Consider the following 14455-nt stretch of genomic DNA (forward strand, 5'->3'; position numbering starts at 1 on the left):
TTATGCTTTCTTATAGCCGACGGGAAGGTGACGTGTCTCGGCATAATAACGGGCCAGCTCGATTTCCTCCGGCTCGTCGATATTGATGAGAAGGCGCTCCACCAGATGGGCGCGGGTGCCGGTGGTGAAGATCTTGTGCTCGTCCATGAGGCAGGCGCGGCTGAGGGCGTAGCAGGCGCCGTTGCGATAGAAGAGCGGCTCCAGGGACTGGCGCTGTTTTACACCGGCACCGGCTTCGTTGTAGAAGGTGATGACGTCTTCGCTGCTGCTGACGCGCAGGACTTTGTGCGGATGGAATTTGGTGTCCACGCGGCTCACGGTCACGGTGGAACCGGCGTCGGTGGCGGCCAGGAGGTCCATGACGCCATTGACGTCCTCGGGCTGGCGGAAGGGGCAGGTGGGCTCGACGATGAGGATGACGTCGTAGGTGACGCCGTCGATGCGCTCCATTTCGGTCACGGCGTGGCAGAGAGTCTCCACGGCACCGGCGGTGTCGGAGCTGAGTTCTGGCGGGCGGAGGAAGGGAGCATCGAGGCCGTGTTTTTTACCTTCTTCGGCGTAGCGTTCGGAGTCGGTGGAGATGATGCGGCGGTCGATCCAGTCGCAGGCGGGCGAGTTGAGCACTTCGCCGACAAGCGCGATGAGTGACCTGCCGGCGATGGTCTGCATGTTTTTGTCCGGGATGCCCTTGCTGCCAGCACGGGCGGGGACCACGGCGAGGATGCGGCGGCCGTGCTTCATGAGAGGATGCGGATGGACTGGCCCTGGGCGGAGCTTTGGCGGCAGGCGTCCACCACTTCCAATGCGGCGATGCCATCTTCGAGCGAGCAGGAAGGGGCGTTGCGATTGCCACGAATGAGTTCGAGCAGCTCGATGGCGGTACCGAGGAACATCTCATTGCGCTCGCAGGTGAAGGGCTGGCTGGCCCAGTTCAATTCGCCGGTGCGGGAGAGCTTCACGGCGTTTTCTTCATAGGACCACATGAGCGTGCCGGTCTCGCCCACGGCGATGATGTGGCGCTGATGCGGGCGGCCGATGAGGTCGAGGTGGAGATTGGCCTTCATGCCATTGCTGAAGGAGGCGATGACATCGACGTTGTCGTCGGCGCTGATGTCGAGATCGGAGATTTTATCGACGGAGGCCATGACGGACTGCGGTTTGCCGGAGATCCAGAGGAGGAGGTCGAGGAAGTGGCTTTCGTCGAGCAAGGCGCCGCCGCCTTGCTCCTTGTTGGCCATGAAGAAATCCTGATAGCGCTCCCAGGGGTGCCAGTCGGCGAGGTGGGCGCTCATCACAAAGCGGATGTGGCGCACGGCACCGATCTCGCCGCTTTGCAGGCGGCGGCGTAACTCCGCCACGGGCGGCCACCAGCGGTAGGTGTAGCCCAGCAGCACCTTGGCACCGACGGCCTGCAGTTTGCGGCAGCTTGCGGCATCGATGCTCAGCGGTTTTTCGCAGAGAATCCAACGACCGGTGGCACCTGCGGCGATGATTTGATCGACGTGAAAGGAAGGCGGCGATGCGATGACAAAGCCGTCATAGACGGTGGCGGCCAGTGCTGCGTTGAGATCGCCGAAAGTGGACTCAAGCGGGCCTTCGGCGGCGGCTTCCTCCTGGCGGTCGGCGCGAGGATCGAAGCCGCTGACGGTGCAGCCGAGGGCGCGCAGGTTGCGGGCATGACGTTTCCCGGCGGAGCCGAGACCAATGACAAGAAGGTGAAGGGTGGGAGCGCTCATCGAAGCTGTTCAGTCATATCCACGTAAATGTCCGGCGCGAGGTGATACTCGATCAGGGCGGGTGGATTGCCTGCACGCTGCCATTGCTGGATCACGGCATCAAGCGCTGACGCATTGGGGGCATCCCAGGTGGCGAGGCCCATGGCCTCGGCCACGCGGAGGAGGCGGTGGTCTGGGAGGGTGAGCGGCTGCTGCGACCAGCCCAGCTTGCGCGCGCGGCCGCGGATGCTGCCGAGGTAACCATCGCGCATCACCAGCACGAGCAGCGGCAGCTTGTGATCCACCGCGAGGGAGAGCTCCGCGAGGTTGGCGCGGATGCCGCCATCGCCGATCCATAGTACGGAGGGCTTGGGCGCACGGGCGAATGCGGTGCCGAGGGCGTAGCCGAGGCCTGCGCCGAGATAGCGACCGTTTGGTGTGCCGGTGAGATCGAGATGATGCTCCACGCGCAGGAAGTGCTCGGACCAGACGGTGAAGTTGCCGGTGTCCACGATGTGGGCTGCGCCGGGCAGGCGTTGAGAGGCCGTGCGCATGGCGGCGAGTGGGGAATCCTCCCAGCCGGACATGGCATCCTGAAGGTGGGCGTGCGCGGCGGCGATGGCTTCGAGGCCCCAGTTTTTCTCCTGCAACGCGGCGAAGAGTTCGGTGGCCTCTGCATCGGTCAAAGCGCTGGCGCGGGTGCCGAAGACGTTGTCGGGGAAGACGCGATTTTCATGTAGGCCGGGAGCGTCAACCCACAGGGTGTTGGCGTGCGGTGCGGAAGGGGAGAGCATCTCGCCGCTGCGGACGCCGAGGCAGATGAGGAGATCGGCCTGGGGCAGCAGCACTTTTTCGGGCGTGCCGGGTTTGCCATCGCCGGTGCAGATGCCGGCGCTTTGCGGCAGGTGCTCGGAGAGCGCGCCCTTGGCGGCGGCGGTGGTGAAGACGGGGATGTTCAATGAGGCAAGCTGCGCGCGCCATGGGGCGCGGGTGGCCCAGGTGCCGATGAGCAGGGCAGGGCAGGACGCGGCGGCGATTTGTTTGCGCCAGTCGGGCTGCGTGGCGGCTTGCATCGCGCGCGGCAGTTCGTTCACCGTTTCGGCGCGCGGCACCAATTCCATGTGGACCGGGCCGGGGCATTCCTGGGTGGCTTCGGCCCACAGGGTTTCGACGGTGCCGCCGATCTCGCTGAAGCCGTGAAATCCACGCAGGAAGGTGGAGGCGACGTCGAGGTGGTTCAGCCACTTGTGCCTGCGGCCGGTGGATTCATCCGGCGGGTAGGCCTCGGAGATGGAGAGGCAGGGGTAGCCCTCGTAGCTGTTGCAGAGCAGGCCGGGGGAAAGGTTCATGAAGCCCGGGCCTTTGATGGTGACGCAGGCGGCGGGTGCGCCGGTTTGTCGCGCATGGGCACCGGCCATGAGGGCGGCGACGGCTTCGTGACCGGTGGCAAGGAACGAGCCGCCGTCGTTTTCGATCTGCGTGATCAGTTCCAGGCTGGGGCCGCCACCGGGGACGCCGAAGACGCGGGTGCCGCCGAGTTTGGTGAACTGCTGAGCGAAAGATTCAAAGGCCATGCGGGGGCTGGGAGGAGGCGCGGTGGGTGGGAAGAAGGGTGGGAAAGACGATTCTTAATGGGGTGCAGGAAGGCTGTAAAGGGGTTGATACGGCATTCATTGACAACCCTCCGCTAATGCCCGAAAAAACTATGAGTAATTTCAGCCGGATAAGCGTATGAGCAAAAAGCCAATTAAGAATATATTTGTGGTGATGCCGTTTGTCCGTATCAACGGCGGCAGTCGTAACCAAGAGCAATTGTCCGCGTTTTTTCACAACAACATTAAGCGGCCCATCGAAGGCGCCGAGCATTTGCAGTGCCAATACAGTGTGACGCGCTCAGGAGAAGACTTTAGCATCACGCGCGAGATTATTCGTTCGGTGTGCAGCGCCGACATTGTGATCGCTGATTTATCAGGAACCGAACCTAATCCGAATGTCATGTACGAACTTGGCGTTCGATTGGCGGTTTCACATGCCCCGGTAATCCTGATTCGTGAAGATATATCCGGGGTGAAAAATCCTTTCGATGTGATTGGTTATTTTACCAAGTTTTATGACCCGCTTGATTACTCAAAGTTGGAAAAGCATCTGCTCGAAAAACTCGCACGTCTAGAAACTGGCGAAGAGAAGTTCGACAACGAGGTGTTGAGAGTCATTCGGGAGGAACTCACGCTCATAACGCCTGATCCCACCAGCATTTCGCCGGATCGACAGCGCGTGTTGGTTCTTCGTGGAATTAAGCATTTAGCGGACAGCACGCGCGTCGCATACGGACCTTTGGGGTTGGGCATGCAAGTTCGCAATGCCACTTCGTCATCATTTGCAATTACCGGCAAAGACATCGCGATGGCAGTAAGATCTAACAACCCCTTTGAACATGAAGGAATCAGGCTGTTGGGACACGCTGCGCGTTCGATTTTTGAAAAATACAGAGACGGCTCAAAGATGGTCATCCTGATTGCAGCCGCCATGATCGAATCTGTAGCCGAATGCGCAGGTGATTGCCCGGGCCCTTCTGTGGCCGAAAAACTCTCTTCCGTTGCCAATGTGGTTATTGAGCAGTTGCATAAATGCTCGGGCATGGCAGGTCCTGAACAGTGGCAGGATTTGGCAGCAACGGCGGCCAAGATGGAGAGCGTTCCTTCGCAGCTTCTAAGCGCAATTGAAGTTGTGACTCAAGGGGGCATCGTGTCAATTGAGGATTCATCTGTAACCGGAATTCAAATTGCACGGCAGGAACATTTTAGGTTGGAGCGTGGAGCTGTTAACGATGATTTCCTCTCGGAAGATAATAAAACGTTAACGATTCTATCGGACGCTCTGGTGCTCGTTTGCTCATGCTCTGTTGAGTCGTTAAAACAGGTTTTGCCTATTCTTGAAAAAGTGAGTCAGGCTCAAAAAACTCTTCTGTTCGTAGCCCGGGGTTTTGAAGACGAAGTGATCGCAACACTACAGTTCAACAATAATCGAGGCGCATTAAAGTGTGTTCCTGTGCTCGCACCCGGATTTGGTGAGCGTCAAATTGGGATACTTCAAGACCTCGCGGTGGCCACTGGAGCAAATGTCCTTGATCCTGCGACAGGCTTTTCCATTGAGAATGCTGGCTTAAATAAGCTTGGTAAAGCAAAGAGGATTGTCATTACAGCCAAGTCGACTGAAATTCAGGATGGAGGCGGAGATCGTAACCTTATAGCAGAGCGTGTTGGGAACATTCGATCCAAGCTGAGTGGTTGCGATTCAGATTACGATCGAGAACAGCTTGAGCGACGTATGGCGCTGCTGTCTGGTTTGAGTTCCACCGTGTTTGTTGGTGGTGCCACAACTGATTCGTGTCAGTTACTTAAGCGCCAGGTTCAAGAGGCTGTTGGCGCATGTTTACACGCAATGCAAGGTGGAACGATTGTCGCGGCTGCTTCGCTACTTGCTAGGCTTGCGACGGCATCATTTGGTAGCTCCGCCAGTTCATTGGAACCTGCTCATCGGATTTTGATGGCTGGCCTGGAGGCTCCATTGCGGGCGATTATTCGAAATGCGGGGAAAGAAGAGAACGCAGCGCTTCAAGCTGTGCGTGATGGGGAAATATTCGATGGTCGACAACGCAGATTGTTTGCGGCAGGCACAACGTCCCTAAAAGACCCTGTTGCTCTGGTTGTAGAGGCGATATCAATCGCTGCATCTACCACATCAACGTTCCTTCGAACTAGCTCGTGGAGTCCGTCGTCTCGTCCGGACGACGAAGCGACGGGTGGAGGGCTAAGTGGTAACTTAGCGTCTCTGTTGCAATGAAGACATTTTGCATTCGCCACAAAATCGCGTAATCCATTGAGAACCGAGGCCAGGGGCTCCGGATTATTGCTGTTAAGTTGCGCGTTAGGAGCGTTGTCGAACGAAGAATTCACAACGCGAATGGGCGCGAATATCCGCAAATTTTTAGGAATATGAATTCAGAGGGGTGCATTAAGAAGTCATTAGCTTAATGACGCCCTGGGGCTCAGCTTTGCGTAGCGAAAAAGTCGCGGATGCGGGTGGCGGCGAATTTTAGGACGATGTCGACGGCGTCGGGGCTGAAGCCGCCGATGTGGGGGGTGATGAGGCAGTTGTCGTGGGTTTGGGCGTATTGCCAGATGCGGCTGGTCTGGATGGCGGGCTCCCCTTCGAGGACGTCGGTGCCGTAGCCGGCGAGGTGGTTGGTTTCCAGGGCCTGCAGGAGGGCGTCTTCATCGCAGATGGCGCCGCGGGAGGTGTTGATGAGGATGGCGCCGGGGCGCAGGAGGCCAAACTCGCGGGGGCCGATGAGGCCGCGGGTTTCATCGCTGAGATGGACGTGGATGGAAACGGCGTGGGCGTTTTGCAGGAGGGTGTCGAGGTCGGTGCGCTCGATGGTGGCGGGCCATTCGGTTTCCGGGAGGTAGGGATCGTGGCCGATGACGCGCATGCCGAAGGCGGTGGCGTAGCGGGACATCCACTGGCCGATGCGGCCGCAGCCGATGAGGCCGAGGGTGCGGCCTTTGAGGAGCATGCCGGGAAAGAGTTCGCGATCCCATTTGCCGGCTTCGACGTGGCGATTGGCGGCACGCAGGTGGCGGGCGCAGGCCATGAGGAGCATCCAGCTCAGCTCGGCGGCGGGGGTGAGCTCGTTGAGCACCTGCTTCTGGCCTTTGAGGGTGAGCAGGGGGATATTGCGCGCGGCGAGGGCTTTGGAGTCGATGTGATCGGCACCGGTGGTGGCGGTGGCGATGAGTTTGAGGTGTGTCGCGGTGTCGAGGTCTGCCTGGCGTAGGGGCACCTTCATGGATGCGTCGAGAATGGCGTGGACCTGGGGGAGCAGGGGGAGGACGGCATCGGGGGTGGTGGCGGGCGAGAGAACTTCGTAGCCGCTGCCAAGGGTGGTGGTGACGGCTGCGATGCCGGAGGCGGGGCCGAGGTAGAGGATGGGCAGGGCGGCGGACATGGAGGGGACTCGGTTAGGGAGGGTTAGCGGGAGTGAAGGGGGTGCTGGGCGGCAGGCGTGCGGCGGGGCTTTTTGCAGACGCTGCTGGTAAACGCTGGGTGTGTCAGGAGTGCTCGGTTTGCTTCCTGATTTGCTTGCGACAACCCAGGGTCGCCTCGCCGAGGCTCGGCTGACCCTGGGCTATGATCCGCAGCCCCTTCAGGGCTGGTGCGAGGGGAGAGAGCTGTGTTGGCGAAGGTAATTCTGCGGTTTAAGGCGCGGTGCGGAGGGAGGGGGAAACTCGAGATCGAGGGGCTGAACGGAGTGCCATTCATGCCGGGCATGAGCGTTATCGGGCCTTGCCGCTCTGTCCGGCCTGCGAAAAGCGGCGTGGCGCTACGCTTCCCGCACGCACTCCAAGACGCTGTCGCGTTCGCTTGCGCACCTGAGCGACAGAGCACCCAATCGGCGACGACACGCTTTAACTGAGTGCCATTCATGACAGGCATATTATTTCCGGCGCATGGCAAGCAGGATGACGCTGGAGGCTGCGATGCTGAAGGGACGTACGGAGGCGTGGATGTGCGCGGCGTGCTGCGGACTAAAGTCCGCGCTCCAGGGGCGCTTTGGCCTGCGACACTGCATTCAGCGATGCGCCGCTTTAACCGAGTGCCATTCATGCCGGGCATGTTATTTCAGCGGTTTGATGACGGTGGTGCCGTCGATGGCCATTTTTTCGGAGCGTTTGCGGAGCCAGTTTCTGAAGCTGCGCTTTTTCCAGCTGCGGATGAATTTGGAAATGGGGTCCTGGCCTTGGGGAGGGCAGGGGCGTGGGGTGGCGCTGAGGGGGACGTTTTCTTTTTTGAAGAAGTCGAGTGTGGAGGGCTTCCAGAAGAGGCCTTTGATGGACTCCTGGTAGGTCATCAGAGCTTTGCCCTCGGGGCCGATGTAGAAGTGGCCGGTCTGGTCTTCGCGGGCGAGTTGCTTGGCGCGGTTTTCGGCCTGCCAGATGTTCATGCCGGGTGAGTTGGCGACGGCTTGCAACTGAGCGGCGCTCCAGATGGTGGCGTTGAGTCCGACGCAGGGAGGGTCTGGCAGGATGGCGTGCCAGGTGGTGCCGGGGATGGGGGTGCCATGCTTTTTGAAATGATCGATACCGAGGTAGCGGCCATTGAGCTGGCGGAAGCGCTGCACGGCGGCCTGCACGTCTGCGGTGATGACGGGCTGGTTGAGGAAGAAGTCATCCAGCAGCATGAGGAGGACATCGCCGGGGACCTGGGGTAGGGCGGCGCGGAGGTTGTCTCCCCACTGGTGGTCATCGCCCACCTTGACGGTGTGCACGCGCGGGTCGTCGTAGCTGAGGTGATTGGACAGCAGGTAGATCGGCGCGGGGATGTCGGGCCAGTACTTGAACAGGAAGTGGAAGAAGTACGGCCAGGTGTCCGAATAGAAATCGCACGAAGGCACGACGAGCGTGAAAGCGCTGTCCGGCTGTTGGGCTGTCATGACGGCGAAGAGGGTTTACTCAATGACGCAGTAGCAGGTGCGCGAGGTGTAGGGCAGGCGGCGCAATGCGATGTTCCCGAGGCCGAGGGCCTCCATGACAGCGAGTGTTTCACCGGGGGTGGCGTGCTCATTGAGCTCGTCGAAGCCGAGGACGCTGCCTTTGGTGAGGCGGGGTTTGAGAAGTTCGAGGCACTTCTTGGTGGGGGCGTAGAGATCGAGGTCGAAGTAGGCGAGAGCGACGATGGTCTCCTGATGCTGCTCAAGATAGACGGGCAGGGTTTCGCAGACGTCTCCCTGAACGAGCTCAAATTTGCGGATGTGGCTCAGCGGATTTTCCGCCTCATGGAATTCGAGGATCTTGGTGAGGTACTCCTTGTAGCCGTCTGTGACGGAGTAGCCGCCCTGTCGCATGATGCCGCCATCGCCATCCTGATTGGCGGTGTGGGGGAAGCCTGCGAAGGTGTCGAAGGCGATGATTTTGCGATGACGGTGGAAGGGCTCGTAGATGCCGCGCAGCGCAGCAAAGGTGGCGACGTTCTGGCCCCAGCGGGTGCCGAACTCCATGACCACGCCGGGCAGCTCGACGATTTTCTGGTAGATGAAGTCCATGAACTTCAGGCGGGCCCAGGTCTTGGAGCTGAGGAAGATGCCCATGTTGTCCATGCGCTCCTCCGGGGGGATGGGGCAGTTTTCGATGAGGCTGGTCATCGCCTTGCGGCGTTCGCGCTCATCGGCGGAGGCAAAATTGACGACGTTGAATGAATCGCTCATGGAATGGCTTTAGCGGTTGGGGGACCAGACGATGAGGGAATGGCCTTCGATGAAGAAACTGCCGCTGTGCACGCGCTGCTTGCGGTGGATGGTGAGCTTGCCTTCGCGCTCGAGTTCTTCGAGGCGCGGGAGGTAGCCGCGGAGGTAGTTGCGCTTGTTGGAGTACAAGACGGAGAGCTGGTCGTGGAGGTCGTCTTTTTCGAGGACTTCGTCGATGGGCTCAAAGTGGACGATGAGGCCCGGCTTCTTGCGCAGCATGAACTGGATGAACTCCTCGTGGCGGGGGCCGATCTGCTCCAGGGCTGCAACGCTGTAGGCGACGCTGTTTGGCAGGAACTCCAGGGTTTCGTCCGGGTGGTAGAAGTCGAAGTTGCGGCCTTCGAGATTGGGGTCAATGCCGCTGGCGGCCATGCCGTTGAGGATCTTCTGCGAGGCTGTGGTCCAGTCGAGGCCGACGAGGTGCGCAGTGGGGTTGATCTTGCGGGCGCGCAGCAGGTGGTAGCCGGGGCCGCAGCCAAATTCATAGATGCCAGCGGTGTCCTTCATGTAACGCTCCATGGCGTACTCGACGAGGAGGCAGATGATGCGGTAGTCGAAGGACTCAGAGACCGGGCGCACCCAGCGGCGACGCCAGCGTACGATGGGGTGCTTGCCAAAATAAAGCGGCACGGCGGCATCGGGGTTGCCGGTTTTGCAGAAGATGTCAAAGTTTTCGCCCCAGCCTTTTTCCCAGTCGCCGATGCGGTGCTCGCCGGCCACCTTGATCTCGGGATTCACCAGCGCGCGCACGGCTTCCAGGATGTACTGGTCGCGCTCCTGCGGGGTGATCTCGGTGAAGCGCAGGTCGAATTCGGCAAGGCGCTTGGTGAGGCGCTCGCTGATCGGCTCGCCCAGAATGGCTTCGAGGTCGGCGGGCTGGATGGTTTGGACGGTCATTGGCGGATGTTGGGATAGTTGGCCTTGAACCACTCGACGCTTTTTTCAATGCCTTCGTCGAGCGGGGTGAATTGGAAGTCGGGCAGGTAGCCGCTGAGCTTGGTGGTGTCCGAGGGCTTGCGGAACTGGCCGTCGGGCTTGGTGGAGTCCCACACGATCTTGCCGGTGAACTTCATCTTATCGGCCACGATTTCGACGAGTTCCTTGATGCTGCGCTCGATGCCGGAGGAGAAGATAATGGGGTCTTCCTCGCGGTAGTTTTCCAGCGCCCAGAGGGTGAGCTTGGCGATGTCATCGACATACACAAACTCGCGCAGCGGGGTGCCGCTGCCCCAGACGGGGAGGTCGGCGCCTTCCTGCTGGCGCAGGTAGCAGCGGTGGATGAGGGAGGGGATGACGTGGCCGCCCTCCATGGCGAAGTCATCGCAGGGGCCGTACATGTTGGTGGGGATGGCGACGATGAAGTCGCAGTTCCACTCCTTGCGGTAGGCGGAGCTTTGCACGTCGAGCATGCGCTTGGCGTAGGCGTAGCCGAAGTTCGACTGATGCGGTGCGCCGTTGTGCAGGTTTTTTTCCTTCAGCGGGTATTCCGTCTTGTCCGGAAACACGCAGGTGGACATGAAGGAGATGAGGCGCTTCACGCCGGTCTGGCGCGCGGCTTCGAGGACGTTGAGATTGATGAGGATGTTGTTCCGGAAGTATTCGCCGGAGTGGATGCTGTTGCTGCCGATGCCGCCGACGACGGCGGCGCAGTGGATGACGAACTCGGGCTGGTGGGTGCGAAAGAGGGCGAGTGTGGCGTCAAAATTCGTCAGGTCCGCGTCCTCCCGGGTCAGATAAACCGCACCCTCCTCGCCCAGCAGACGGCGAAGCGAGGAACCCAACATGCCGGCGCTGCCGGTGACGAGATAACGAGCCATAGATCAATCAGGCACCTGCCGGTTTTTCCCGGCGGTGCCATGCGATGGTTCTACGAAGTCCCTCGTCAAAGTCAACGTATTTGAGGGGGCCGAACTCCCGCTCGTACAGGCCCATGTCCAGCCCCACTTCCGCAGGGGCGCCCTCCAGCGGACGGGCGGTTTCCGGCAGGCGCACGGGGACGCCAAGCTGGGCGCCGATTTTCTCCGCCACTTCGCGGATGAGGAGCACGCCTTTGCCACCCACATTGTAGATGGGCTCGCGGCCTTCCAGCACGGCGCGGAGCATGATGCGGACGGCGTCCGGCGCGTAGCAGTAGATGCGGCGGGCCTCGCCGTGGTCCATCATGGCGATCTCGCCCTGATGGAGGGCTTTTTCGATGAAGGTGTAGAGGACGCGGCGGTCGTGCGCATGGGCGCCGGGGCCGTAGGCGAGAGCGAGGCGGGCGGAGACGGCCTGGATGCCTCCGGCGCGTGCGGCATTGCAGGCGGCCTCACCGCAGCGTTTGCCCTCGATGTAGCAGGCGCGGGGGTGGGTGGTGTTCGTGGTGCCGATGCTGTCTTCACGGTTCGGCTCGCCGACAGGCAGGCCGACGTAAAGCTCGCTGGTGCTGACGAAGAGGAAGCGGCCGCCGGTGGGGACTTTTTCGAGCAGGTCCAGCGTGGCCTCGGTATTGAGGCGGATGGTTTTGCCGGGGTTTTCCAGGAAGCGGCCAGGCTGGCCGTAGCCGGCGGCGTGCAGGATGAGGTCGGCCTGGTCCAGGCTGCGGCGGAAGGCGGGATCGGTCAGGTCGCCGCGGCGGATGGAGATCTGGGGGTGGTCCAGCATCTCGGCGATGACGCCGGTGACGGGGCTTTGAAAGGTGACCTGCAGGCGCAGCTTTGAGCCTTCGGCGATGAGGCGGCGGAAGGCGGCGGCCATGTGGATGCCCACCACGCCGGAGGCTCCGGTGAGCAGCACGCGGGCGTCCTGCAAGGGTTCGCGGGGGACGCCGTCGAGGGCGATGCCGGCATCTTCGTGGAAGTAGGAACTAGACATGGAGAAGCTCGTCGTAGCGGGCGCGGATGTCCGCTGGCATCAAGGCGCAGGCTTGATCGTGGTAGGAAGCGGGACCGTAGGAGGTGAGGAACTGGCGTGGCACGCCCATGCTGCTGAGGGCGATGCGCTGGCCACGCAGGGCCTGCGTGACGCTGGCGGCGAGGGTACCTTCGTAGAAGGGCTCGACGCAGAGGATGCGGCCATCGCCGGCATGCTGCTGCAGCGTGGCGGCGTCGAAGGGGGTGATGGTGGTGTAGTAGAGGATGGTGGCGTCGGTGCCTTCGAGGGCCTCGACGACGCGATCCAAGAACGGGCCGACCGTTACGACGGTGGGGCCCTTGCCACTGTGAATAACTTCTGCTTTGCCAAAAGTAACGCTTTGAGCGCTACGATTGGAGCGCTCGGAGAGGCGGTAATACGTGGGGTTTCCGCTGGCGTAGGTTTGCGACATCAGCACGTCCAGCTCTGCCGGATGACCGGGGGCGATGATCTCCACGCCTGGGATGGCCTGCATGAGCGAGACGTCTCCGGGGCAGTGGTGGGAGCAGCCCAGCGCGGCGTAGTCGTAGGAGCCTCCGACGGAGACGAAATTGCCGCCGAGCTGCTGGTAGCCGAAGTCCACTTTGATCTGCTCAAAGGCGCGCTCGACCACGAAGGGGGCGATGCTGTGGAAGAGCGGGATGAGGCCTTCCTTCGCCAGACCGGCGGCCACGCTGACGGTGGCCTGCTCGAGGATGCCGATGTTGATGATGCGCTGCGGGTGCTTTTTGAAGGCGTTGCGAAAGGCGAAGACGCCGATGTCGCCGAGGAGGACGACGACGCGCTCATCCTCATCCAGCAGACGCTCGGTGGTGGTGACAAACTGCTTTCTCATGTCAGTTGGGCCAGCAATGCCTCCAGTTCATCCGCCTTGGGGGCCTTGTGATGCCACGCGGGATTGTGTTCCATTTCTTTGCAGCCGTGGCCTTTGACGGTGTGCGCGATGACGGCACGCGGCACGTCGCCGCCATGGGGTTCGAGCGCCGCGTGAATCTCCGCGTGGTTGTGGCCGTAGATCTCCTTGGTCTCCCAGCCGAAGGACTGGAACTTGGCGGAGATGTCGCCGAGCATGAGGGCGCGGTCGCCTGAGTGGTTGTAATCGACGATGCAGGTGAAGTTTCCCAGCTTGTGGTGCGCGGCCAGCAGGGCGGCTTCCCAGACGGAGCCTTCATTGCACTCGCCATCGCCGACGATGCAGACGACGCGGGAGCCGGAGCCTTTGATTTTCAAACCGAGGGCCATGCCAGCGGCCATGGGCATGCCGTGGCCGAGGGAGCCGGTGGAGGCCTCTACGCCGGGGACTTTACGAGAGTCCGGGTGGCCGCCGAGACGGCCGCTGGAGGAGGCGAAGGTGTTGAGTTCCTCTTTGGGGAAGAAGCCGCGCTCTGCCAGGATACCATAGATGCCGAGGGAGGCGTGGCCTTTGCTCAGGACGAAGCGGTCGCGCTGCGGATCCTGCGGCTGGGCGGGGTCGTTGCTCAGAATGCCGTGATAGAGCACATACAGGATGTCGAGGATGGAAAAGGCGCTGGCGATATGCCCCTCCCCAGCGACGCTGGCCGCACGGATGATGTTTTCTCGGATGCCCCGGATTTGGGCCTCTGTTTCGGGTTGATTCACTGGGCGGATACAAAGCCAGCAGGCACGGGGCGGCAAGATGAAATCGTGGGAGAGGGAGGAATGGGGATTGCCGTGATCTTACGGCCAGACAGCTCTGGCCGAATTGCTTGGATGCACCGGCACCTCGGAAGAAAAAACATTCATGCCTGTAGAGATCCCCACTTCTAATGAGAAATATGAACGTCGGGTCTTTTTTGCCGAAATTGGGCCAGCTCCGGATTGTCATCAAATACACGATCTGGAAGCGACAAAATTTGCAGGGACTTCATACCCTCAAGGTGTTTCAGGGCCTCTCGCGAGATGTTTGTTCCATCAACATCCATTCTGGAGATAGGGCAATTAAGGGCAATGATGCTGATCCCCTTGTCATCGATGCCGCTCTCACTGGCCACCAACTCCCTGAGTGACTTGTATCTTTCCAAGGACTTCCCATGCACATTCACAGCGATGTACATGGTTATCGACTCGATTCTCGAGGCAGCAGAAAAGGAACTCAGCATGTCATCATCCACATTGCTTCCATCAAGATTCAGCCGCTTGAGATTTGGCAAGGTTGCAAGGCTGGCAAAGAAGTTTGCTGACAGGTGCAGGTTGTTAGGAACATAGACCCCCTGAATGCTTGGGATGTGTTTAATGCAATCAACCAGCAGAGTTTGCTGCTCTGTGGCGCCGCCCAAGGCGATGCCTTCCACCTCTTTGAGATAGTCTGGCGGCAGCACATCCGGCAGCATCCATATCCACAACCTTCTCGACCATGGGACGTTTGCAGGAGAGCGAGCAAAATAAATATCCCATCCACCCGTGGAAAGGCGGGAAATGGCATTCAACCTTAGCCGTTCCTTGTTTGCGGACCAAATGAACCACATCAAAAAGGCCAGAATGAAAACAGAAAGGCGGCAAGTGGCTCGTTTCATTCAGCGGCGTG

Annotated in this window: 13 protein-coding genes; 1 reads left to right on the plus strand and 12 read right to left on the minus strand. The window is 60.6% G+C overall.

Annotated features, from left to right (window positions below):
• The 3 genes from ACILSO_RS22570 to ACILSO_RS22580 are packed head-to-tail and all read right to left on the minus strand — an operon-like array spanning position 1 to position 3289.
• Positions 1–741, minus strand: a complete 741-nt coding sequence (locus tag ACILSO_RS22570) for a cytidylyltransferase domain-containing protein (RefSeq protein WP_395739728.1) — start codon at positions 739–741, stop codon at positions 1–3.
• The gene (locus ACILSO_RS22575; RefSeq protein ID WP_395739729.1) at positions 738–1736 is read right to left on the minus strand and encodes a Gfo/Idh/MocA family protein; all 999 of its coding nucleotides are present in this window, start codon (positions 1734–1736) and stop codon (positions 738–740) included. Before ACILSO_RS22575 ends, ACILSO_RS22570 begins: the two co-directional genes overlap by 4 nt.
• On the minus strand, positions 1733–3289 hold the full coding sequence (locus ACILSO_RS22580) for a thiamine pyrophosphate-dependent enzyme (RefSeq protein ID WP_395739730.1): 1557 nt from the start codon (positions 3287–3289) through the stop codon (positions 1733–1735). Before ACILSO_RS22580 ends, ACILSO_RS22575 begins: the two co-directional genes overlap by 4 nt.
• A 157-nt stretch (positions 3290–3446) precedes the next feature.
• On the opposite strand from ACILSO_RS22580, the gene ACILSO_RS22585 reads away from it, so the two are divergent.
• Positions 3447–5558: a TCP-1/cpn60 chaperonin family protein gene (locus ACILSO_RS22585; RefSeq protein ID WP_395739731.1), complete on the plus strand. Its 2112-nt coding sequence runs from the start codon at positions 3447–3449 to the stop codon at positions 5556–5558.
• A gap of 205 nt (positions 5559–5763) precedes the next feature.
• On the opposite strand, the gene ACILSO_RS22590 is transcribed toward ACILSO_RS22585, so the two are convergent.
• The 9 genes from ACILSO_RS22590 to ACILSO_RS22630 form a co-directional block, all read right to left on the minus strand.
• Complete coding sequence (locus ACILSO_RS22590) at positions 5764–6723, minus strand: NAD(P)-dependent oxidoreductase (RefSeq protein ID WP_395739732.1); 960 nt, start codon at positions 6721–6723, stop codon at positions 5764–5766.
• A gap of 669 nt (positions 6724–7392) precedes the next feature.
• Positions 7393–8208 (minus strand): hypothetical protein, encoded by an 816-nt coding sequence (locus ACILSO_RS22595; protein ID WP_395739733.1) that lies wholly within the window; start codon positions 8206–8208, stop codon positions 7393–7395.
• Positions 8209–8223: 15 nt separating this feature from the next.
• Complete coding sequence (locus ACILSO_RS22600; RefSeq protein WP_395739734.1) at positions 8224–8979, minus strand: crotonobetainyl-CoA--carnitine CoA-transferase; 756 nt, start codon at positions 8977–8979, stop codon at positions 8224–8226.
• 9 nt (positions 8980–8988) lie between these two features.
• Positions 8989–9915 (minus strand): hypothetical protein, encoded by a 927-nt coding sequence (locus tag ACILSO_RS22605; RefSeq protein WP_395739735.1) that lies wholly within the window; start codon positions 9913–9915, stop codon positions 8989–8991.
• Complete coding sequence (locus ACILSO_RS22610) at positions 9912–10835, minus strand: GDP-L-fucose synthase family protein (protein WP_395739736.1); 924 nt, start codon at positions 10833–10835, stop codon at positions 9912–9914. The genes ACILSO_RS22605 and ACILSO_RS22610 overlap by 4 nt, the downstream gene beginning before the upstream one ends.
• A 7-nt stretch (positions 10836–10842) precedes the next feature.
• On the minus strand, positions 10843–11871 hold the full coding sequence (locus tag ACILSO_RS22615) for an NAD-dependent epimerase/dehydratase family protein (protein WP_395739737.1): 1029 nt from the start codon (positions 11869–11871) through the stop codon (positions 10843–10845).
• On the minus strand, positions 11864–12745 hold the full coding sequence (locus ACILSO_RS22620) for a transketolase family protein (RefSeq protein WP_395739738.1): 882 nt from the start codon (positions 12743–12745) through the stop codon (positions 11864–11866). Before ACILSO_RS22620 ends, ACILSO_RS22615 begins: the two co-directional genes overlap by 8 nt.
• Positions 12742–13530: a transketolase gene (locus tag ACILSO_RS22625; protein ID WP_395739739.1), complete on the minus strand. Its 789-nt coding sequence runs from the start codon at positions 13528–13530 to the stop codon at positions 12742–12744. The genes ACILSO_RS22620 and ACILSO_RS22625 overlap by 4 nt, the downstream gene beginning before the upstream one ends.
• A gap of 164 nt (positions 13531–13694) precedes the next feature.
• On the minus strand, positions 13695–14444 hold the full coding sequence (locus ACILSO_RS22630; RefSeq protein ID WP_395739740.1) for a hypothetical protein: 750 nt from the start codon (positions 14442–14444) through the stop codon (positions 13695–13697).
• Positions 14445–14455: the final 11 nt, after the last annotated feature.

It is taken from the genome of Prosthecobacter sp., assembly GCF_044226605.1.
Lineage (GTDB): Bacteria > Verrucomicrobiota > Verrucomicrobiia > Verrucomicrobiales > Verrucomicrobiaceae > Prosthecobacter.